Origin of the sequence: Parabacteroides sp. PFB2-10 (assembly GCF_029893085.1) — a bacterium.
In the GTDB taxonomy this organism is placed as follows: Bacteria; Bacteroidota; Bacteroidia; order Bacteroidales; family Tannerellaceae; genus QVMG01.
In genome coordinates, this window is the sequence record NZ_JARXWI010000027.1 from 1 (window position 1) to 19,670 (window position 19,670).

A 19,670-nucleotide genomic window follows, 5' to 3' on the forward strand; every position below is an offset into this window, starting at 1 on the left:
CAAAAATCTTTTTGTGAAATTGCAGGCTAAAAATATCACAGAAGCTATCGGCATTGCTGCTAACATTCAATTAATCTAATTTTCGAAAAACAAATCCCTTTCCTCTCTGTGTGAAAATTAGCTGTTGTTGCTCTGGTTGAAACTTAATAAAGATTTTATCAGGAGATATAGAAAAGGTGTGTTCATTGAAAGCCTCTAAACACATCGGAGGTTTGCCGGTTAAGGTAATCATTAAATCAGTACCTTCTTTATAGATACTAATCTCGGGTAGTGATTCTATCTCTGATTTGTAATTTCCTACATATTGAGGGAAATTACTAATGTCTGCTTTATAAGTCTGATAAATAGAATAATCAGTCATTTTATAGTCAAGCCCGTAAATTCCACTGATTATTCCTATTAAAAGATCATTAAAAGGTGCAGCTATAGCATTCATGGAGATTGCCAATGATAGCTTTGTTTGTGGATCATACAAGAGGATGGAACGGGTTCCGAAAGTTTCTCCTGCATGACCATACAGTTTGAGTTTTCCAAATGACGCTTGCATAATCCCCAAGCCAAATATTTGTTTTTCTTCCGGCATCATCTTCTTCAAGCTCTGCATAGAAAGTATTTTCCAGTCAAAAAGAGCCTGTATGAAAACATTCATATCTTCACATGTAGAGGCTAAATCTCCAACTCCTATGACATTGGGGAAATAAAACTCTAAAGAAGGTTTCCATTCATTATGAGTATTTAAATAATAAGAATTAGCAATCGTATTGTCACTTATAACACCAGAAATAGTTTGATTTATCTTAAGCGGAGATAGAATTTGTTCTTGTATGATTTCAGGATACTTTTTATGACACATCTGCTCCAAAATCTTTCCCAGTAAATAATAACCGCTATTTGAATACTTAACCTTTTCCCCAGGTTGAAATAAAACATTTTGAGCTTTGATTTCATTTATGATATCCTCTTCACTCAACGGTTTTGTTGTCCAATAGAAGTATTTTCTTTCTTTAAACGCATAATCTCCTAAACCACTTGTATGATTCAACAAATGAGTCAGAGTTATTTTATCAGCATTGGGGATTTCAGAAAAGAACATATCCAAAGTCATTTCAGGCTTTAGTTGTCCATTTTCAAAAAGTTGATGTATTAAAGTTGCTGTAAAAAGTTTGGTAATAGAACCTATACGATACTTTATTTCATGTTTTGAAATATCAGGAAGAGGTGTATTCCCAAAACTTCGCTGATAGACCTCTTTGTCTGATTGAAAAATAGACACAGATCCCGCACCTTGATTATGTTTTTCAATTTCATTAATAAATGAATCAATTCGTTCCACATTTATTGCTTGTGCATATCCATTGATATGAATTATGTAGAACAAAAGTGTTATAATAGATACTAACCTCATAAAACTGATATTTTTTTATGTACAAAGGTTCACAAAAAAAATCAACTACTCCACTACCCAAATGTGTAGAATGTATATAGGGCAATTAATTGGGGGCTTGCCATCAACTCCGATACGGTTTGCAATCAGGTGGATATACGGTTTCCCTGTATCCTTATGGGTACAGACTATGATAGGTAATATTTCGTCATTCGGCAGAGTTCCTTTATTCTTGCCATTATGGGAGCTTTCCCATTGCTTTTAATCGCATTCTTTTTAATGTAGAAAAGAATTTTAAATGTACTACGCATAATTACTCAATTATTAAGATTACAAAATTACTTTCTTATGATCTCATATGAGGAATTTCTGCTACGCCAAATTGCGACAAATCAACGCCTTATCGCGACATTCGTTACCTTTTTGGATTTTTAGAAAATAGGTAATGATTTGGTAACGGAACTCTGTCCGACTTTGGCTTTTTAATGACTTTAGTGTGTCCTAAAGGGATATAAAAAAAGCCTGTAAAATAGCATTTCACAGGCTTTTTGTCTTCATAATTGACTAATTGTCAGTCTTTTAAGCGGTATGGACGGGACTCGAACCCGCGACCCCCTGCGTGACAGGCAGGTATTCTAACCAACTGAACTACCACACCAAGTTTGTTTTGTAAAGACAATCACTCTCGATTGCGGATGCAAAGGTAGGGGGTTTATTTGATTTTGCAATAGATTTGAATGAAAAAATAAGAGTGAGCGATAAATTTCCTACTTTTGTATGGACATAAAAATAACGAAGATGAAAAGAGAAACACCGGTAGATTTTCAAGCGGCTAAACGCATTATTGAAGGGTATAGACTGCCTGATTTCGGGAAAGCGACCATACGTGAAGTAGTGGCTATATCCACCCAGTTGGAAGAGGAAACGGGAGTAGAGTTTATCCATATGGAGATGGGCGTTCCCGGACTTCCTGCCGCACAGGTAGGCATTGATGCCGAAATAAAAGCATTGCAAAGCGGGATTGCCTCCATTTATCCCAATATAAATGGTATTCCTGAAGTAAAAAAAGAGGCTTCCCGGTTTATCAAGGCCTTCATCGATGTCGATGTGTCGCCGGATGGCTGCGTGCCTGTCACCGGTTCCATGCAGGGCACCTATGCATCTTTCCTGACTGCCTCGCAATGCACACCCGGAAAAGACACCATCCTGTTCATTGATCCTGGCTTTCCGGTGCAAAAACAACAAATCTCGGTAATCGGATGCAACTATGTCTCTTTCGACGTATATGAATACCGGGGCGAAAAATTACGTGCGAAACTGGAAACAATGCTCTCTACCGGCAAGATTGCCGCCCTTATCTATTCCAACCCTAACAATCCGGCCTGGTTCTGTTTGACCGAGGAGGAGTTGAAGGTGATCGGCGAATTAGCCAACAAATACGATGTAATTGTCATTGAAGACCTGGCCTATTTCGCCATGGACTTCCGTAAAGACTTGGGCACACCGTTTAAAACGCCTTATCAGCCAAGCGTTGCCCATTACACAGACAATTATATTCTGCAAATCTCCGGTTCCAAAGCCTTCAGCTATGCCGGCCAGCGCATCGGAGTAACAGCTATCTCCAACAAATTGTATCATCGCGCCTACGAAGGATTGACCCGCCGTTATGGCGGCGGCACATTTGGCACGGTCTATAGCCATCGCATCCTGTACGCCCTCTCTTCGGGCACCAGCCATTCGGCACAATACGCTCTGGCCGCCATGTTTAAAGCAGCTTCCGACGGAGCGTTTGACTTTATCTCGGAGGTAAAAGAATACGGACGTCGCGCAGGACGCCTGAAAAAGATATTCACCGACTATGGTTTTGAGATTGTTTACGACCATGACCTGGACGAACCGATTGCGGATGGTTTTTATTTCACCATCGCTTACCCTGGCATGACAGGCGGCGAACTGATGGAAGAACTGATCTACTACGGCATAAGCGCTATTTCGCTAAGCACCACCGGAAGCGACCAGCAAGGATTGCGTGCCTGCACCTCCTTCATCAAGGAGCATCAGTATGATTTATTGGAAAAACGCTTACAACTATTCAAAAAAAATCATTCATAGTAATAGCTATTGAATCATAAGGAAGAGGGGGCAAATGTCCCCTCTTTTGTTTGTTAATTAACACACTTTGAAGCCTTTTATTTTGTTTTTTCGTTAATAATGTTATATATTGTCATTGTTTTGCAAATTCCTAAAACCGAGGACAATGCCAACTAACAAAAACATATTCAGAATAACACACAACAAACTCTACCCAAACCAGGGAAGCATCCTTATTTCAGACCCATCGTTGCAAGATCTATATTTCCAGCGTTCGGTAGTCTTACTGGTGGAACACAACCTGAAAGGTTCCATGGGTTTTGTCTTAAACAAAAAGACTGAATTGGTCGTAAATACCTTCTTCGACGACCTTGCCAATGCTGAGTCTATCCCTATTTACCTAGGAGGGCCTGTCAGCCCGAATCGTTTATTTTTCATTCATTCGTTAGGTTCCAAGGTGATACCCGGCGCCATCCCCATCAATGATTCCCTGTTTTTCGACGGCGACTTCGACGCATTGAAAAATTATATCCTGAGCGGCCACCCGGTGGAAGGGAAGATTAAGTTTTTCCTTGGCTATTCGGGCTGGACAGAAGGGCAGCTCGGGCAGGAAATAGATAGTGATGCATGGGTTGTGACCCGTCCCCAGAATGATAGTATTATTCCCGCCGATGGCGATTCCTACTGGAAAAGCTCCTTAGAGGTGCTGGGACAGCGTTACCGCACCTGGATCAATTACCCTAAAGATCCGCAGTTGAATTAAGAGGGATTCTGCAATTGCACGACAATCACATCCTCATACCCCTCCTCTTCCGTCGTTATCCAATCCGCTAAACATCCTGTTTCATTGAATCCGCAACGGAGGAAAAGCGAGCGGCTGCGCACGTTTGTTTCCGGGATATGCGCGTAAAGCTGATGCAGCTTCAGGAAAGAGAAGGCATATTCGATCAATAATCGAAGCGCCTCCGTGGCCCAACCATTTTGCTGACAGGCAGGATCGATCAATATGCCCACCCCTGCCCGACGGTTGTGCGGATCAAAATCAAAAAGATCGATCATGCCGATTGTTTTATGTTCCGCCGTGATTTCTATCATCAAACGCAACTGCTTCAACTCATAAATATCGCGTCGCGACTCAGCAATATATTCTCTGAGCACATATTGGGAATAAGGCGCCAACGTGTTGCTGACCGACCAAAGTGCGGAGTCGTTCTCCCAATGGTAGAGCCGATCAAGATCTTCCGGTTCCAAAGCGCGCAGGCGCATCTCGTTATTCTGTAACAGGCTCATAATACTTATTTTGAAGGTGATATCAATCGATCGTTCTCTTTGTGGTAGACATGAAAAACAGCCTGCTTATTCGGCAGTTTATCCATAAACAACAACATCTGCTCGTAGCGAATATCGGGCGCGCAAAAAACATAATCGGTAAACTCTTTCATCTGGTTGCGCCGGTTGATTGCATCCATCACCCGCTCCACATCCAAATCCCATAGATTGACATATTCCAGATCCGGCATCTTTTTCACCGCCACATTCTTTATCGCCGGAAAATCATCTTCGTGACAGAGTATCAACAAGCGGCGATGCTTGATGGCTTTCCGCTTTTTTGTCTTATCTTTGGAAGAACCAAAAAGAGAGCCGGCAAACACCTTCACCCCTACCCCAGCCTTTATAAGTCCGCTCATTAGCCAACCCGACCGGGGATAGTATTTCTTATAGAATATAAGCATTGCCCCATAAAAGGCTTTGATATATTTCATATCATTATGTTTGGTCGACTCTCCCTTATAGTGCAGGATACGCTCCGGCAGGTAATAATTCTCATAGCCGGCCAATTTGATCCGGTACGACAGGTCGATGTCTTCGCCATACATAAAGAAGGCTTCGTCGAACAAGCCCGATTGCTTCAATGCCTCCTGACGAACCAGGATAAAAGCCCCGGCCAATACATCCACTTTATGTTGTTTTTCCGGCGAGAGATAGGGCAAACTGTAACGGGCAAAGGTACGCGACCGGGGAAACAATCGAGCCAATCCGAACAATTTGCAAAACGAGACCCAAGGAGTAGGGAAAGCCCGTTTGCTTTCGGGCAGGAACACACCATTTGCATTCAGCATCTTCACCCCAACAGCTCCGGCTTCAGGATGCTCATCCATGAAATAACAAAGCGTGCGTAAACTGTCTTCCCCAACAACCGTATCCGGATTCAATATCAATATATATTCACCTTTTGCCTGTCGAATTGCCTGATTATTGGCTTTGGCAAATCCCGGGTTATCGTCATTGGCAATGAAAACGACATCCGGGAAAAGCGGCCGAAGGTATTCAACGGAACCGTCCGTAGAATGATTGTCGACCACAAAGATCTCCCGATCCATGCCAACGGTAGCCGCCCGAACCGAATACAGGCATTGCTCCAATAGATACTTCACATTGTAATTGACAATTACGACCGATAGCTTCTCCTTGTACATACGCCTTAGATTTTTATGGAATCGGAATAACAGGTACGGTTCAGGATCGACCGCCCGAGCGTCACCTCATCGGTATACTCCAGTTCGTCACCGATCGATACGCCGCGCGCGATAACCGACACCTGTATATTCAATGGAGATAATTTTCGGTATATAAAGAAGTTGGTCGTGTCGCCATCCATTGTCGTGCTTAAGGCCAGGATGACCTCTTTGACCGCGTCCGCCTGTACCCGCTCAATGAGGCTATTGATCTGCAAATCGCCGGGGCCGATGCCTTCGATAGGCGAGATACGTCCGCCAAGCACATGATAGACGCCATGATACTGCCCTGTATTTTCAATGGCCATAACCTCTTTGATGCTTTCCACCACGCACACCAAGGAATGATCGCGCTTGTCACTGCCACAAATCGTACATAAATCGTCATCGCAAAGGTTGTGACACGACTTACAATACTTCACCTCCTTACGTAGCGCCAGCAACGCTCCGGCAAATTTTTCCGTATAGGATTCTTCCCTGCGGAGCATATGGAGTGCAAGCCGAAGGGCAGTCTTCCGGCCTATACCGGGCAACGATGAAAGTTCGGTCACAGCATTTTCTAATAAAAGCGACGGATATTTTTGGTTCATGGCAATTTCTTTATATAAAACACAAAGATAATACCAACGAAACGATTTCGGGGAATGAGTGTGGGAAATTATTTGGTTTTTTCGCCCAAAATCCAAAAAACGAAGTGTAAGCAAAAAGGGTCAATTTCTAACGATTTGCCCCTCTTTTGCTTACACTTCGGTTTGTTAAAAAGTGTTTCTCCCGGGAGTTTGTCTTCAAAGTCCTGCTTTTTTGCAAAAAAACTCCCGCGGTTTTGACAAAATGATAGTTGGAGGTATGGGGAGATTATGCGCCCTTATTGTATAGATTATAAGGAAACCAGAGCAAAATCAACACCCTGTTTTGTGCGCAAGCACTATCATTCTGATAGTCAAACCGATCAATTCCCGGAGTTGCTCCTATGTTTTACTTTCATTTTGATAGATTTTTCTGCTATTTAACATCCATTTTTGTTATTTTTTTTGAGGCAAAATTGTTGATTAAGTAAAGAAAAAACACGACTTTTGTCCCCATGTTGAGTCAGCCTTTAGCAGAACGCATGCGTCCGAAAACATTGGATGATTATATCGGACAAAAACATTTGGTGGGGGAGGGAGCCGTCCTACGGAGAATGATTGAAGCCGGACGTATTCCTTCTTTTATCTTATGGGGGCCTCCGGGGGTTGGCAAGACAACGCTTGCCCAGATCATTTCCAACAAACTGGAAGCGCCTTTTTACACACTGAGTGCGATCAGTTCGGGTGTGAAAGATGTGCGGGAGGTGATTGAGAAAGCAAAGAGCAACCGGTTTTTCAACACGGTCTCCCCTATCCTTTTTATTGATGAAATCCATCGCTTCAGCAAATCGCAACAGGACTCGCTCCTGAACGCGGTAGAACGGGGCATTGTTACGCTGATTGGAGCCACAACGGAAAATCCTTCGTTTGAAGTGATCCGTCCTCTGTTGTCGCGCTCCCAGGTGTATGTATTGCAATCGTTGGGCAAAGAGGATCTATTGGAACTGTTACATAAGGCTGTTTCGGAGGATATCATCCTGAAGGAGAAAAATATTAAACTGACAGAGACAGATGCTCTTTTGCGTTATTCCGGCGGGGATGCGCGTAAGTTGCTGAATATATTGGAATTGGTTGTCGCTGCGGAGGAGGCCGACGAGATAGAGATCACCGACGAAAAGGTGGTCGAGCGTCTGCAGGAGAATCCGGCGGCCTACGACAAAGGTGGAGAAATGCATTACGACATTATTTCGGCCTTTATCAAATCGATCCGGGGCAGCGATCCGGATGCTGCCATCTATTGGCTGGCACGCATGGTGGAAGGCGGGGAAGACCCGGAATTTATCGCGCGGCGCTTAGTAATCTCGGCAGCGGAAGATATCGGACTGGCTAACCCGAATGCATTATTATTGGCCAATGCCTGTTTCGACGCCCTACGCAAAATAGGATGGCCGGAAGGCCGGATCATTCTGGCAGAGACCACCCTGTATCTGGCAACCAGCCCTAAAAGTAATTCGGCTTATATGGCTATCGACGATGCGATCGCTTATGTGCGCGAGAGTGGCAACCTGCCTGTTCCGCTGCATCTGCGAAATGCACCGACCAAATTGATGAAAGAGTTGGATTACGGAAAGGAATATAAATACGCCCACAGCTATGAAGGCAATTTTGTCAAACAGGATTTTCTACCACCGGAAGCCTTACAAATGCGTTTCTGGAAAGGACAAGACAATCCGGCAGAGGCTCGTTTGACAGAACATATGCGAAAGCTTTGGGGAGAACGATATTAGCAATGGATAATTGATAATTGATAATTGATAATTGATATTACTAAATAATGGTTTTATTCTAACATTTAAAAACACATTCGTATGAAGAAGCACAATTTTAATGCAGGACCTTGCATTTTGCCGCAATCAGCCATCGAGTCAGCTATGGCTGCTATCAAAGATTTTGATGGTACAGGCATTGGTATTCTGGAAATTTCCCATCGTACGCCAGGTTGGGAACGGATTATGGAAGAAACTGAACAACTATGGAAAGAATTGTTGAACATACCCGAAGGATACAAAGTGCTCTTCCTGGGTGGTGGTGCAAGCACACAATTCTGCTACGTTCCTTTCAACCTCTTAGGTAAGAAGGCAGCCTACCTGCAAACAGGTGTTTGGGCAAAGAAAGCAATCAAGGAAGCCAAATTGTTTGGTGATGTAGAAGTAGTAGCCTCTTCGGAAGATGCCAACTACACCTATATTCCGAAAGACTATACGATCCCTGCTGATGCGGATTATTTCCATATCACAACAAACAACACGATCTATGGTACAGAAATCCATACCGATATCGATTCTCCGGTGAACCTGATCGCCGATATGTCGTCCGACATCATGAGCCGTCCGGTGGATGTGTCTAAATATGCTATGATCTATGGTGGTGCACAGAAGAATGTAGGCCCTGCCGGCGTTACTTTCGTGATTATTCGCGAAGACATCTTAGGCAAGCTCGATCGTCAGATCCCGACCATGATCGACTACCGCACGCATATCAAAGAAAGCTCTATGTTCAACACACCTCCGGTGTTCTCTATCTTCGTGATGCATGAGACCTTGAAGTGGGTGAAAGAACTGGGTGGCCTGGAAGCAATGTATAAAATCAACAAAGAAAAGGCAGATCTGTTGTATGCCGAGATCGATCGCAACCCGATGTTCGTTGGTACAGCAAAAACAGAAGACCGCTCGTTGATGAATATCTGCTTCGTGATGGCGGAAGGATATAAAGAAAAAGAGGCCGACTTCATGGCGTTTGCTAAAGAAAGAGGCATGGTAGGTATCAAGGGACACCGTTCAGTAGGTGGATTCCGCGCTTCTGTTTACAATGCTTGTCCGCTGGAAAGCGTAAAAGCATTGGTTGAATGCATGCAGGAATTTGAAAAAATGAACAAGTAATTCAGATATAGTAATGAAAGTACTTATTGCAACCGATAAACCATTTGCGAAGGTCGCAGTGGACGGCATACGCGAAGTGATCGAAGGTGCTGGTTTTGAATTGGCATTGTTGGAAAAATATACGGAGAAAGCCCAGTTATTGGATGCCGTAAAGGATGCCAATGCAATCATTATCCGCAGTGATATCATCGACGCGGAAGTATTAGACGCAGCGAAGGAATTGAAGATCGTAGTGCGCGCAGGAGCGGGATTCGACAATGTCGATCTGGCAGCGGCTACGGCTCACAATGTCGTGGTGATGAACACACCGGGACAGAACTCCAACGCGGTAGCCGAACTGGTATTGGGTATGCTGGTATACGGTGTACGCAATTTCTATAACGGCACATCCGGCACCGAACTGAAAGGCAAGAAGCTGGGTATTCTGGCTTATGGAAATGTAGGACGTAACGTGGCGCGCATTGCCAAAGGCTTCGGCATGGAGATCTATGCCTACGATGCCTATACGCCGCAGTCGGTTATTGAAGGCGACGGCGTGAAGGCGGTAGCCTCTACCGAAGCGTTGTTTAACGAATGCCAGATTATCTCTTTGCATATTCCGGCTACTGCCGAAACAAAGGGATCGATCAATTTCGACCTGATGAACTCGATGCCGAAGGGGGCGATTGTGGTCAACACAGCCCGCAAAGAGGTAATCGACGAAGCCGGTCTGGAAAAGATGTTCGAAGCGCGTCCTGACTTCAAGTATCTGTCGGATATTAAACCGGCGAACGACGCTGTTTTAAATGAAAAATACTCCGACCGTTACTTTGCCACTCCTAAAAAGATGGGCGCTCAAACGGCAGAGGCCAATATCAATGCCGGTATTGCTGCGGCAGAACAGATTGTTGATTTTATCAAAAACGGCAATCAAAAATTCAAAGTTAATTAAATAATGATCTTCCTTTAAAGACCTTAAAGACTCTAAAGTCCTTAAGGTCTTTAAGGAATTAATAGAAGAACTATGAGAATAAAACCTTTCAAAGGAGTACGCCCTCCAAAGAATCTAATCGAAGAAGTTGCTTCGCGCCCGTATGATGTATTAAACTCGGAAGAGGCACGCGCGGAAGCCGCAGGTAATGAGAAGTCTTTGTATCGTATCATCAAACCGGAGATTGATTTTCCGGAAGGGATGGACGAACATGATCCGGCTGTTTACTTGAAGGCAGCCGAAAACTTCAACATGTTTCAGGAAAAAGGATGGCTCGTTCAGGATCAGAAAGAGCATTATTATGTGTATGCACAAACCATGAACGGTCGCACCCAGTATGGCCTGGTTGTTTGTGCCTACGTGGAAGATTATATGACCGGTAAGATCAAGAAACACGAACTTACCCGTCGCGACAAAGAGGAAGACCGCATGAAACATGTTCGGGTGAACGATGCGAACATCGAACCGGTGTTCTTTGCCTATCCCGATAATGCGGAGCTGGATCGCTTGGTGATGAAGTATACTGAACGTGAACCGGAATACAATTTCGTAGCCCAATTAGATGGATTCGGCCATACGTTCTGGATCATCGACGAGGAAAAGGATATGGAACGCATCACCGAAATGTTTGCCGAGATGCCTGCGCTATATATCGCGGACGGTCACCACCGCTCGGCTGCAGCGGCATTGGTAGGTAATGAGAAGGCAGGTCTGAACCCGAATCATCAGGGAGACGAGGAATACAACTACTTTATGGCGGTTTGTTTCCCGGCGGGTCAGTTGACCATCATCGACTATAACCGCGTGGTAAAGGATCTGAACGGTCTGACGGAGGAAGAATTCCTTGCGAAAGTGGGAGAAAACTTCTATGTCGAAGAAAAGGGTGCGGAGATATATAAACCCAATGCGTTGCATAACTTCTCGCTCTATTTGAACGACAAATGGTATTCGCTGACAGCAAAACCGGGCACATACGACGACAACGACCCGATCGGTGTATTGGACGTAACGATCTCTTCCAACCTGATCCTGGATGAGATCCTGGGTATCAAAGACCTTCGTTCGGACAAACGCATTGATTTCGTGGGTGGAATCCGTGGATTAGGCGAACTGAAACGCCGCGTAGACAGTGGAGAAATGAAGGTAGCCCTGGCTTTGTATCCGGTTTCTATGAAACAGTTAATGGATATCGCCGACACGGGCAACATTATGCCTCCGAAGACCACCTGGTTCGAGCCTAAACTGCGTTCGGGATTGGTGATACACAAGCTGACGAATTGATAATGGATAATTGATAATGGATAGTTAATGAGAGGCGGTTGCCTCTTGTTAATTATCCATTTTTATTGTGGGTTATCAATTATAAACTGCCATGGCAACAGTCAACATAGTAGTAAGGAGAAAACGTTATCAATTATCAATTATCAACTACCAATTAACAACGGATGATAAAATATGTAGTTTTTGATTTAGGGGGAGTGATTGTCGAATTGGATCCGCAACGGCCTGTCGATCGTTTCAGGGAGATGGGCGTGAAGGATGCGGACAAATTGATCAATTCGTATGAGCACAAAGGCATTTTCCTGCAGTTTGAAAATGGAGAGCTCGACCTCGAAGGGTTTCGGAGAGAGCTAAGCGAACATGCGGAAAAGGAACTGTCGACCGACGATATCTATTGGGGTTGGATGGGATTCATGCTCAATGTGTCGCAGGAAAAGCTGGATTATATGCAGGCGCTCCGCGAGAAATACCATGTATGCATTCTGAGCAATACGAATCCCATCATCATGCATTGGGCCAACAGCAGCGTGTTCTGCCCCGCAGGCAGACCATTGTCCGACTATTGCGATAAGATTTACGCTTCCTATGAGATGAAAATGACAAAGCCTAATCCGCTTATTTTCGAAGCCATGATGGCTGATGCGCAGATGAACCCGGCAGAGATCCTCTTTATCGACGATGGAATACGGAACGTAGAGGCTGCTTCCCGGTTGGGCATCCATACCTATCTGCCGAAAAACGGCGAGGATTGGCGCTCGAAAGTAGATGAATTATTACAGGAATTGGCCTGACCAAAATAGAAAAAAGCCCTGAAAGATCTGTTCTTTCAAGGCTTTTTCATTTATTCATCGAATCGATTAGTTCCTACTTCTTCCACCAAGGAATATCATAATATAATACAATAAGGTAGCCAATGATCCCAAAGCAGCTACTACATAGGTATAAGCAGCGGAGCGAAGTGCGTCAACCGCCTTGTCATGCGTGTTGATATTAGTCAGTCCCGCGTTGCTCAACCAAGCCAAAGCGCGTTGGCTGGCATTGATCTCCACCGGCAAAGTAATGAAACTAAACAACGTGGTGGTGGCAAACAGGACAATACCGAAAAGCAATACACCCGGGAACACCTGCAACAACAGCATACCGGCCAATAACACCCATGTCATGATGTTGGAAGAAAAGCTGATTACCGGCACCAATGCCGAGCGCATCTTCAGCGGTGCATATGCCATCGCGTGCTGAATAGCATGTCCTGTCTCATGAGCAGCCACAGCAGCGGCAGCCACACTACGGCTGGCATAAACCGATTCACTTAGGCTAATCGTTTTATTTGTCGGATTATAATTGTCGGTCAGCATGCCACGCGTAGCCACTACCTGCACATCGTTAATCCCGTTGTCACGCAACATCTTCTCAGCCACTTCCCTTCCAGTCAATCCCGCCGGCAGGGGGATTTGCGAATACCTTTCAAACTTGCGTTGAAGATTGGAGGATACCAACCAGCTTAATAACGCGATTCCAATAAAAATAATCCAGTAAATTGTCATCTTCTTCTTTATTTACATATTCAAAAACTCTAAGGCAAAAACTTTGCCAAATACCAAAAATGGCAGAAGACCTACCCTTGGGTATGTGGTCTTCTGCCATTTTGTTCCTTTTATACAGTTTCTTCTTTGTTTTATTCTTCTGTGTAGCGAATAATTGTCTGCTCACGGTCAGGCCCAACAGAAACAATCTTGATTGGAATTTCAAGCTCCTCTTCCAAAAAGGAGAGATAGGCATTGAACTCTTCCGGGAACTCATCCTCGTTTGTCATATCTGTCATGTCGGTCTTCCATCCGGGCAGTTCCACATACACCGGTTTCACATCTTCTTCAATCGAGTAAGGGAACTCATCCACATCTACCCCATTTACAATATAACCGACACAAGCCTTAATTGTTTCAAAACTATCCAATACGTCGCTCTTCATCATAATCAGCTGAGTTACGCCGTTTACCATGATCGCATACTTCAGCGCTACCAGGTCGATCCATCCGCAACGGCGGCGACGTCCTGTCACCGAGCCGAACTCATGCCCTATTTCACACAATTTATCACCCGTTTCATCAAACAATTCCGTCGGGAACGGTCCGCTACCTACGCGTGTGCAATAGGCTTTAAAGATACCATATACTTCGCCGATATTACGCGGAGCAACTCCCAATCCCGTGCAGCATCCCGCACAAACCGTATTGGATGAGGTCACAAATGGATAAGAACCGAAATCGATATCCAGCATAGTGCCCTGGGCTCCTTCCGCCAACACCGCTTTTCCCTCTTTCAGGCAGTTGTTTATCACATGTTCGCTGTCGATCAGTGTAAACTCTTTCAGGTATTCAATGCCTTCGAACCATTCGTTTTCCAGTTCACGGATATCGTATTCGTAATGAAGAGATTTCAGAATTTCCTCGTGACGCGCCTTGGCCTTCGCATAGATCGTTTCGAAATCGAGCAGGAGATCCCCTACCCGCACCCCGTTGCGGCTGATCTTATCCGTATAGGTCGGACCGATACCTTTCCCGGTCGTACCGATCTTGCCTTCTCCTTTAGCTGCCTCATAGGCGGCATCCAACACACGATGCGTAGGCAGAATCAGATGGGCTTTCTTGGAGATGAACAGTCGCTTCTTCAGATCATGTCCACTTGCTGCCAGGGCTTCCGCCTCCTGCTTAAACAACAGTGGGTCGAGCACCACGCCATTGCCGATCACATTCATCTTTCCTCCCTGAAAAATGCCCGAAGGAACCGAGCGTAGAATATATTTCTGCTCATTAAACTCCAGCGTATGACCCGCATTCGGCCCACCTTGGAAACGAGCTATCACATCGTAATTCGGCGTTAATACGTCGACAATCTTTCCTTTGCCTTCGTCGCCCCACTGTAATCCTAATAAAACGTCTACTTTCATTGTGTTTCTATATCGTTGTTAATTACTCTTTCGCTTTTCCTGTCGGATACGGAAGGTGCATTTGCTGCAGATACCGTAAATATATAAACTCGCATATTCAGGCGTAAAACGGCGCAACTTCAAATTTTTAATATCGGCCCGCAAGGTTTTGTTGCGTATCTCCCTCACATCACCACAATGCGTACACACCAGATGTTGATGCGTTTCGGCATGAATCCGCAACTCATATTGAACGATTTGCGGACTGATATGGTGGCGCACGACCAACCCTGCCTGGATAAAATGGTCTACATTATTATAAAGCGTCGCTAAACTTACGTGGAAATTATTCGTGTCAAGCTGCTCATGCAAGCTGACCATATCGAAATGGCCTTCAATTTCGCTGATGTGCTTTAATATAGTGTACCTTTCTTCCGTTCTCCGCATCTTCTTATCCACAAGATAGTCGGTGAACTGTTGCTTTAATTCACTATATAATTTCGTTTCCATCAGGTATTATTACACACGAATGGCAAAGGTAGCGCATTTATTTTAAACGACATACCCGTTAAAGATAATTCTCGAACTCAAATTGGAGTTCCTCCTGAAATTCTTGCCATCCCTCCGGCGATCCTTCCTCTGTCTTAAATAATTCCAACAGGAAAACAGCCTGTTCTTTCGACTGGCTGCCATAGCGTTTGACGGCAGCGGCTGCCGCTTGTTTTTCGGGCAATGATCCGGTGCGAACCGTCGTTCTCGCCTCTTCCGAGAAAGGTATTCGGTATTCTTTCTGCCTGAAATCCCCGTTCCGGAAAAGATGCGCCAGTAACAGGAAGCCCATCTGCCTGAAGAATCCCTCCCTACATTTAATCCACCGCATGGCCAATTCTTCAGAAAAAGAGAGGTGTTGCAACAGGAGAAAACAAAAATGTCCGGCTATCTCTGGGTCGGCAATCTCCATTGCCCAGGCTTCAGCTCGCGCCGCGTCGAACTCGTCCCGGGGATAAAGAAGAATGGCCAGGATTTTCATTTCCCGGATATCCTCTTTCCAGAGTGTTTCGGCCAATGTGCTATCTGGCGTATGCGTTGCCGCAATGGTTTTCAGTTGCGGCAGCGAAACACCGAAATTAATCTTATAACCAACTCCTTTCTGGCGCATGCTGGTCGATACCACGCCATTCATCGCCAGACGGAGCTGTTTGCGGATCTCTTTTAGTTCCATGCAGGCAGGAAAGAATAATCGCGACCGTAACGTGCCATTTGTTCCATATAGCCTTCGGTATAATCCAATTGGATATCGGTCACTTCACCGGTACTGTTTTTCACCTCTTTCATCACCGGATTGACAAAACCGCGGTAAGGAGCCAGATTCAGCTTGGCATAACGCTCCAATACCTCGGCATGCAACGCCGGATCAATCGTAACGGCATAGGACTCCACCAACTTCTTGCCGGCTTCCAGGTCGCCTTCGCTTTTGATACGTTGCACCTCGGTCAACAGCTCGCCGAACAACGTGCGCAATTTCTGGTAGTCATTGATCACCACGTATGTTTTCCCGTCTTTCTTTTTCCATTCCACCACCTTGTCGGCCGCTCCTTTTTCATACACCCATTTAGCAATCAGCTGCCGGTTGCGCATGTGTGCCTCTTCGACGTTCTTACCCAATTCAATGCGAACCAATTGCGTCATCAACCCATTCATCATGAAATTGTAATACTCCGCTTTATAGGCCTCCGCATCGGGCACCAAACCCAGATCTACCAATTTCTGATCAGCCATATAATAAAGTCCGAACAGGTCGGCACGCGCCTCTTCCAAAGTGGAGCTATAAGCCTTCAATGCATCGCTTTCGACGCCCGGCAACAATTGTCCCGAACCATGTCCCAAACATTCATGCAGGTCGGTATGCAGATTGCCTGTCTCGAAGCCATATTTCTTAATAAGCTCACGTTCGGCATCGCTCCAGATAAATTCATTTCCCAGGCCACCGCCTTGTGAAGCCTTATGATAAGCCTCCGTAATATTTTCGATCGTAACTGATTTGGAACCATGGTCGCGGCGGATCCAGTCGGCGTTCGGCAGGTTGATGCCGATCGGTGTAGCTGGATAGCAATCGCCACCAATCATCGCCACGGTGATCACCTTAGCCGTTACTCCTTTGACCTCTTTCTTCTTGAAGCGATCGTCCACCGGTGAATGGTCTTCAAACCACTGGGCGTTGTCGCTGATAATCTTCGTGCGTTTGGTGGCTTCGTGGTTGATGAAATTAACGGTCGATTCCCAACTCGCCTTCAAACCCAACGGATCGCCGTATGTTTCAATAAAGCCGTTTACAAAATCCACTTCCGAAGCCGTGTCTTCCACCCAAAGCACCGAATAGGCATCGAAAGTACGCAGATCACCGGTTTGATAAAATTCGATCAATTTTTCGATCACCGCTTTCTGGTGGTCGTTCTCCGCAAAAGGAATAGCCTTCTGAAGCTCGGTCACAATTGGTTCAATGGCTTTCGTATACAGTCCGCCCACCTTCCATACCTTTTCTGTCAGTTGGCCGTTTTCTTTTACCAGCCGGCTATTCAGACCATACGAAATGGGGGTATTGTCTTTCGGATCTTTCATCTTATCGTAGAATGCTTCTACCTCTTTCTGCGTAAGCCCCTCTCCGTAATAGTTATTGGCAGAGGCGACGATGATGTCCTGCTCGCCGCTTTGCACGGTGCGTTTAGACATAATGGCAGGATCAAACATAACCGGAACGATCTCTTCCAGAAAAGCCTCTACCGATTGTCCTTCGCGTAATGGAAGCAATGACTTATCGAGCTTCGAAACCGATGCCTTGAAATAATCAACGGAAAAGGCCGGAAGGATTTTATCTTCCGCATAGTGATGATGTATACCATTGGAGAACCAAACCCTTTTCAGATACGTTTCGAAAGCCTTGTATTGCGCATCGTTCTTATCACCGGTATAGGCATTGTAGACAGCCTCTAACGTACGCCGGATAGGCAGATTATAACGATTGTTCTGATCGAAAAGAATATCACGCCCCATCAGAGCCGCTTCCGACAGATGATACAACAATTGCTTTTGCTGCAAGGAAAGCGACTCAAATCCAGGCACCTGATAACGAAGTATCTGCAGATCGGCAAATTGATCCACCACATAGTTAAACTCCTGAGGCGTATCTCCTGCCTCCTTCTTCGATTCGGTACAAGCCAATAATACGGATGCAGCCATACACGTTAAGATTATTTTTTTCATAAAATGACATTTTTAATTGACGAGGAGCAAAGATAATAAAAAATGGACAACATCAATCTGCCCGGCTCATCACCAATTTACCATGTTTGATGCCTTTGATAGTGGTTAGGCGGTCGGATAGTTCGGTCAGGCGGTAGGCCTCTCCCATTACCGTTACGATATGAAGACAGAAGTTCTGGTTGATATAGTATTGCGAGGACGACAAAATCACATCTTTGTAGTCTTGTTGGATATTGGTGATGCGCGAAACGATCTCTTTCTTTTTTTGGTCATACATAACGACGATCGTTCCGGACACAATATGATTACACTGCCATTTCTGTTCGGCCACATTCTTTTCTACCAGGAAACGGATTGCCTGCGAGCGGTTCGAAAAGCCATTTCCCTTCACGTACGCATCCAATGAGTCCAATAATTCGTCTTCCAAAGAGACGCCGAAACGTTTTATAGCCATCTTGTTCCTCCTTTTAGGGTTTCTGTCGGTAAATGTACAAACAATTTGGATTTACTGACGAATGTATTGCCTACCTTTGCGCGGTTTTTAAACGCTACTATCATGATCAAAGGGCTTTTCAATATTCTCCTGTTCTACTTTCTCGGCGAAGTGTGCAGCTTGTTTATCAACGGGTTTATTCCCGGAAGCGTGATCGGTATGATCCTTCTTTTCCTCAGCTTGTATTTCAAATTGGTTAAACCGGAATATGTTAGGGATGCCGCCACGGTCATTACCAAAAACATGGCTGTCTTTTTTATTCCGCCGGCTGTAGGGCTGATGGCCTACGCAGAATACATCTCCCAATCCATCTGGACCATTTCCCTGGCAATTATCGTAAGCACGGTATTTACGCTTGTTGTTGTCGCTGTCGTACAGGATAGCTTTGAGAAAAGGAGGGCCAAGAAATGAACGAACAGCTAATAGAACAACTCAAACAGCTACTTTCCGGGGAGGTATTTCTGCTTTGTCTGGTTTTCGGCACTTTTCTATTTGGCGTGTATCTCTACAAGCGGCTTCGGTTTTCGCTACTCCAGCCTTTGTTGATCTCAGTGGTGATCATTATACCCTTTCTGAAAATAACCGGTATAGAATACACTACCTTTTATGAACAAACCAAGGTGTTGAATTTTATGCTCGGCCCCAGTGTGGTGGCGTTGGGTTATGTTCTGTACGAACAGATTGAATATATCAAAGGTAATGTCCTGTCGATGCTTACGGCGGTGTTTGCCGGCAGCATTGTCGGCATAGCCAGTGTGGTATTAATCGCGAAAGCCTTTGGAGCCGACAAAGCATTGGTTGCCTCGTTAGCACCTAAATCGGTCACCACCCCTATCGCTATCAGTATTGCCGAAAACACAGGTGGCATACCCGAACTGGCGGTTGCCTTTGTTGTTATCTGTGGCCTGTTTGGCGGACTGATCGGCCCCATCCTGCTCCGCGCGATCGGTATTAAAAGTAAAATTGCCAAAGGGTTGGCTATCGGTTCGGCCTCTCATGCCCTAGGCACTACCCGTGCCATGGAGATGGGAGCCTTAGAAGGAGCTATCAGTGGCCTGGCCATCGGTATTATGGGTATCATGACCGCCTTGATCATTCCGTTTGTGGATAAGTTCTTTTTATAGTCATGCAAGTTTTTTCATACGGGGAATTCTATCGTCGAGGGGGGGGGGGGGGGGGGGGGGGGGGCGGGGGGGGGGGGGTGGGGGGTGGGGGGGGGGGGGGTGGTGTCGACCGCGACAGA

19 protein-coding genes and 1 tRNA gene are annotated in these 19,670 nt (G+C 45.3%); 9 read left to right on the plus strand and 11 right to left on the minus strand.

Translation table 11 applies throughout. From position 1 onward, the window contains the following. Nucleotides 1–70: 70 nt before the first annotated feature. The gene (locus M2137_RS14400) at nucleotides 71–1,405 is read right to left on the minus strand and encodes a serine hydrolase domain-containing protein (RefSeq protein WP_280767127.1); all 1,335 of its coding nucleotides are present in this window, start codon (nucleotides 1,403–1,405) and stop codon (nucleotides 71–73) included. Nucleotides 1,406–1,968: 563 nt separating this feature from the next. Next, nucleotides 1,969–2,042: transfer RNA gene (locus tag M2137_RS14405), tRNA-Asp, on the minus strand. Between the two features lie 140 nt (nucleotides 2,043–2,182). Between M2137_RS14405 and M2137_RS14410 the strand changes: the two genes are divergently transcribed. After that, entirely contained in the window at nucleotides 2,183–3,496 is a 1,314-nt protein-coding gene (locus M2137_RS14410; RefSeq protein ID WP_280767128.1) for a pyridoxal phosphate-dependent aminotransferase, read from the plus strand. 145 nt (nucleotides 3,497–3,641) lie between these two features. Further along, nucleotides 3,642–4,238 (plus strand): YqgE/AlgH family protein, encoded by a 597-nt coding sequence (locus M2137_RS14415; protein ID WP_280767129.1) that lies wholly within the window; start codon nucleotides 3,642–3,644, stop codon nucleotides 4,236–4,238. Here M2137_RS14415 and M2137_RS14420 read toward each other — a convergent pair. From M2137_RS14420 to recR, 3 genes are read right to left on the minus strand one after another with little or no spacing between them, the layout of a single operon-like run. Beyond that, nucleotides 4,235–4,765 carry a GNAT family N-acetyltransferase gene (locus M2137_RS14420; RefSeq protein WP_280767130.1) on the minus strand — a complete coding sequence of 177 codons (531 nt, stop codon included), beginning with the start codon at nucleotides 4,763–4,765 and terminating at the stop codon, nucleotides 4,235–4,237. The genes M2137_RS14415 and M2137_RS14420 overlap by 4 nt on opposite strands. A 5-nt stretch (nucleotides 4,766–4,770) precedes the next feature. Beyond that, nucleotides 4,771–5,952, minus strand: coding sequence for a glycosyltransferase family 2 protein (locus M2137_RS14425; protein WP_280767131.1), 1,182 nt, complete (start codon nucleotides 5,950–5,952; stop codon nucleotides 4,771–4,773). 5 nt (nucleotides 5,953–5,957) lie between these two features. Beyond that, nucleotides 5,958–6,581: a recombination mediator RecR gene (gene recR, locus M2137_RS14430; protein WP_280767132.1), complete on the minus strand. Its 624-nt coding sequence runs from the start codon at nucleotides 6,579–6,581 to the stop codon at nucleotides 5,958–5,960. Between the two features lie 491 nt (nucleotides 6,582–7,072). Here recR and M2137_RS14435 point away from each other — a divergent pair, with 491 nt between their 5' ends. From M2137_RS14435 to M2137_RS14455, 5 genes are all read left to right on the plus strand, one after another. Further along, the gene (locus M2137_RS14435; protein ID WP_280767133.1) at nucleotides 7,073–8,344 is read left to right on the plus strand and encodes a replication-associated recombination protein A; all 1,272 of its coding nucleotides are present in this window, start codon (nucleotides 7,073–7,075) and stop codon (nucleotides 8,342–8,344) included. A gap of 81 nt (nucleotides 8,345–8,425) precedes the next feature. Next, nucleotides 8,426–9,496: a 3-phosphoserine/phosphohydroxythreonine transaminase gene (serC, locus tag M2137_RS14440; RefSeq protein ID WP_280767134.1), complete on the plus strand. Its 1,071-nt coding sequence runs from the start codon at nucleotides 8,426–8,428 to the stop codon at nucleotides 9,494–9,496. A 13-nt stretch (nucleotides 9,497–9,509) separates the two neighbouring features. Next, nucleotides 9,510–10,427, plus strand: a complete 918-nt coding sequence (locus M2137_RS14445; RefSeq protein ID WP_280767135.1) for an NAD(P)-dependent oxidoreductase — start codon at nucleotides 9,510–9,512, stop codon at nucleotides 10,425–10,427. 72 nt (nucleotides 10,428–10,499) lie between these two features. Then, on the plus strand, nucleotides 10,500–11,747 hold the full coding sequence (locus M2137_RS14450; protein ID WP_280767136.1) for a DUF1015 domain-containing protein: 1,248 nt from the start codon (nucleotides 10,500–10,502) through the stop codon (nucleotides 11,745–11,747). 164 nt (nucleotides 11,748–11,911) lie between these two features. Continuing rightward, nucleotides 11,912–12,538: an HAD family phosphatase gene (locus tag M2137_RS14455; RefSeq protein WP_280767137.1), complete on the plus strand. Its 627-nt coding sequence runs from the start codon at nucleotides 11,912–11,914 to the stop codon at nucleotides 12,536–12,538. 66 nt (nucleotides 12,539–12,604) lie between these two features. Here the strand turns inward: M2137_RS14455 and M2137_RS14460 are convergent, their stop codons facing one another. The 6 genes from M2137_RS14460 to nikR form a co-directional block, all read right to left on the minus strand. Further along, nucleotides 12,605–13,291 carry a zinc metallopeptidase gene (locus M2137_RS14460; RefSeq protein WP_280767138.1) on the minus strand — a complete coding sequence of 229 codons (687 nt, stop codon included), beginning with the start codon at nucleotides 13,289–13,291 and terminating at the stop codon, nucleotides 12,605–12,607. 131 nt (nucleotides 13,292–13,422) lie between these two features. Then, complete coding sequence (locus tag M2137_RS14465; RefSeq protein WP_280767139.1) at nucleotides 13,423–14,694, minus strand: adenylosuccinate synthase; 1,272 nt, start codon at nucleotides 14,692–14,694, stop codon at nucleotides 13,423–13,425. A gap of 18 nt (nucleotides 14,695–14,712) precedes the next feature. Further along, the gene (locus tag M2137_RS14470) at nucleotides 14,713–15,183 is read right to left on the minus strand and encodes a transcriptional repressor (RefSeq protein WP_280767140.1); all 471 of its coding nucleotides are present in this window, start codon (nucleotides 15,181–15,183) and stop codon (nucleotides 14,713–14,715) included. A 58-nt stretch (nucleotides 15,184–15,241) separates the two neighbouring features. Beyond that, complete coding sequence (locus tag M2137_RS14475) at nucleotides 15,242–15,895, minus strand: DNA alkylation repair protein (RefSeq protein ID WP_280767141.1); 654 nt, start codon at nucleotides 15,893–15,895, stop codon at nucleotides 15,242–15,244. After that, nucleotides 15,886–17,934, minus strand: a complete 2,049-nt coding sequence (locus M2137_RS14480) for a dihydrofolate reductase (RefSeq protein ID WP_280767142.1) — start codon at nucleotides 17,932–17,934, stop codon at nucleotides 15,886–15,888. The genes M2137_RS14475 and M2137_RS14480 overlap by 10 nt, the downstream gene beginning before the upstream one ends. Before the next feature lie 52 nt (nucleotides 17,935–17,986). Continuing rightward, nucleotides 17,987–18,388, minus strand: coding sequence for a nickel-responsive transcriptional regulator NikR (nikR, locus tag M2137_RS14485; protein WP_280767143.1), 402 nt, complete (start codon nucleotides 18,386–18,388; stop codon nucleotides 17,987–17,989). A 102-nt stretch (nucleotides 18,389–18,490) separates the two neighbouring features. On the opposite strand from nikR, the gene M2137_RS14490 reads away from it, so the two are divergent. Both M2137_RS14490 and M2137_RS14495 read left to right on the plus strand, forming a co-directional pair. Further along, complete coding sequence (locus M2137_RS14490; protein WP_280767145.1) at nucleotides 18,491–18,838, plus strand: CidA/LrgA family protein; 348 nt, start codon at nucleotides 18,491–18,493, stop codon at nucleotides 18,836–18,838. Then, entirely contained in the window at nucleotides 18,835–19,551 is a 717-nt protein-coding gene (locus M2137_RS14495; protein ID WP_280767144.1) for an LrgB family protein, read from the plus strand. Before M2137_RS14490 ends, M2137_RS14495 begins: the two co-directional genes overlap by 4 nt. Nucleotides 19,552–19,670 lie beyond the last annotated feature (119 nt).

Coding starts and splice junctions, on each gene's coding strand:
- M2137_RS14460 (WP_280767138.1), bottom strand. CDS start 13,291: ATGACAATTTACTGGATTATTTTTATTGGAATCGCGTTATTAAGCTGG.
- M2137_RS14435 (WP_280767133.1), top strand. CDS start 7,073: ATGTTGAGTCAGCCTTTAGCAGAACGCATGCGTCCGAAAACATTGGAT.
- M2137_RS14480 (WP_280767142.1), bottom strand. CDS start 17,934: ATGAAAAAAATAATCTTAACGTGTATGGCTGCATCCGTATTATTGGCT.
- M2137_RS14470 (WP_280767140.1), bottom strand. CDS start 15,183: ATGGAAACGAAATTATATAGTGAATTAAAGCAACAGTTCACCGACTAT.
- M2137_RS14490 (WP_280767145.1), top strand. CDS start 18,491: ATGATCAAAGGGCTTTTCAATATTCTCCTGTTCTACTTTCTCGGCGAA.
- M2137_RS14450 (WP_280767136.1), top strand. CDS start 10,500: ATGAGAATAAAACCTTTCAAAGGAGTACGCCCTCCAAAGAATCTAATC.
- recR (WP_280767132.1), bottom strand. CDS start 6,581: ATGAACCAAAAATATCCGTCGCTTTTATTAGAAAATGCTGTGACCGAA.
- M2137_RS14475 (WP_280767141.1), bottom strand. CDS start 15,895: ATGGAACTAAAAGAGATCCGCAAACAGCTCCGTCTGGCGATGAATGGC.
- M2137_RS14425 (WP_280767131.1), bottom strand. CDS start 5,952: ATGTACAAGGAGAAGCTATCGGTCGTAATTGTCAATTACAATGTGAAG.
- M2137_RS14465 (WP_280767139.1), bottom strand. CDS start 14,694: ATGAAAGTAGACGTTTTATTAGGATTACAGTGGGGCGACGAAGGCAAA.
- M2137_RS14400 (WP_280767127.1), bottom strand. CDS start 1,405: ATGAGGTTAGTATCTATTATAACACTTTTGTTCTACATAATTCATATC.
- nikR (WP_280767143.1), bottom strand. CDS start 18,388: ATGGCTATAAAACGTTTCGGCGTCTCTTTGGAAGACGAATTATTGGAC.
- M2137_RS14455 (WP_280767137.1), top strand. CDS start 11,912: ATGATAAAATATGTAGTTTTTGATTTAGGGGGAGTGATTGTCGAATTG.
- M2137_RS14415 (WP_280767129.1), top strand. CDS start 3,642: ATGCCAACTAACAAAAACATATTCAGAATAACACACAACAAACTCTAC.
- M2137_RS14410 (WP_280767128.1), top strand. CDS start 2,183: ATGAAAAGAGAAACACCGGTAGATTTTCAAGCGGCTAAACGCATTATT.
- M2137_RS14495 (WP_280767144.1), top strand. CDS start 18,835: ATGAACGAACAGCTAATAGAACAACTCAAACAGCTACTTTCCGGGGAG.
- M2137_RS14445 (WP_280767135.1), top strand. CDS start 9,510: ATGAAAGTACTTATTGCAACCGATAAACCATTTGCGAAGGTCGCAGTG.
- M2137_RS14420 (WP_280767130.1), bottom strand. CDS start 4,765: ATGAGCCTGTTACAGAATAACGAGATGCGCCTGCGCGCTTTGGAACCG.
- serC (WP_280767134.1), top strand. CDS start 8,426: ATGAAGAAGCACAATTTTAATGCAGGACCTTGCATTTTGCCGCAATCA.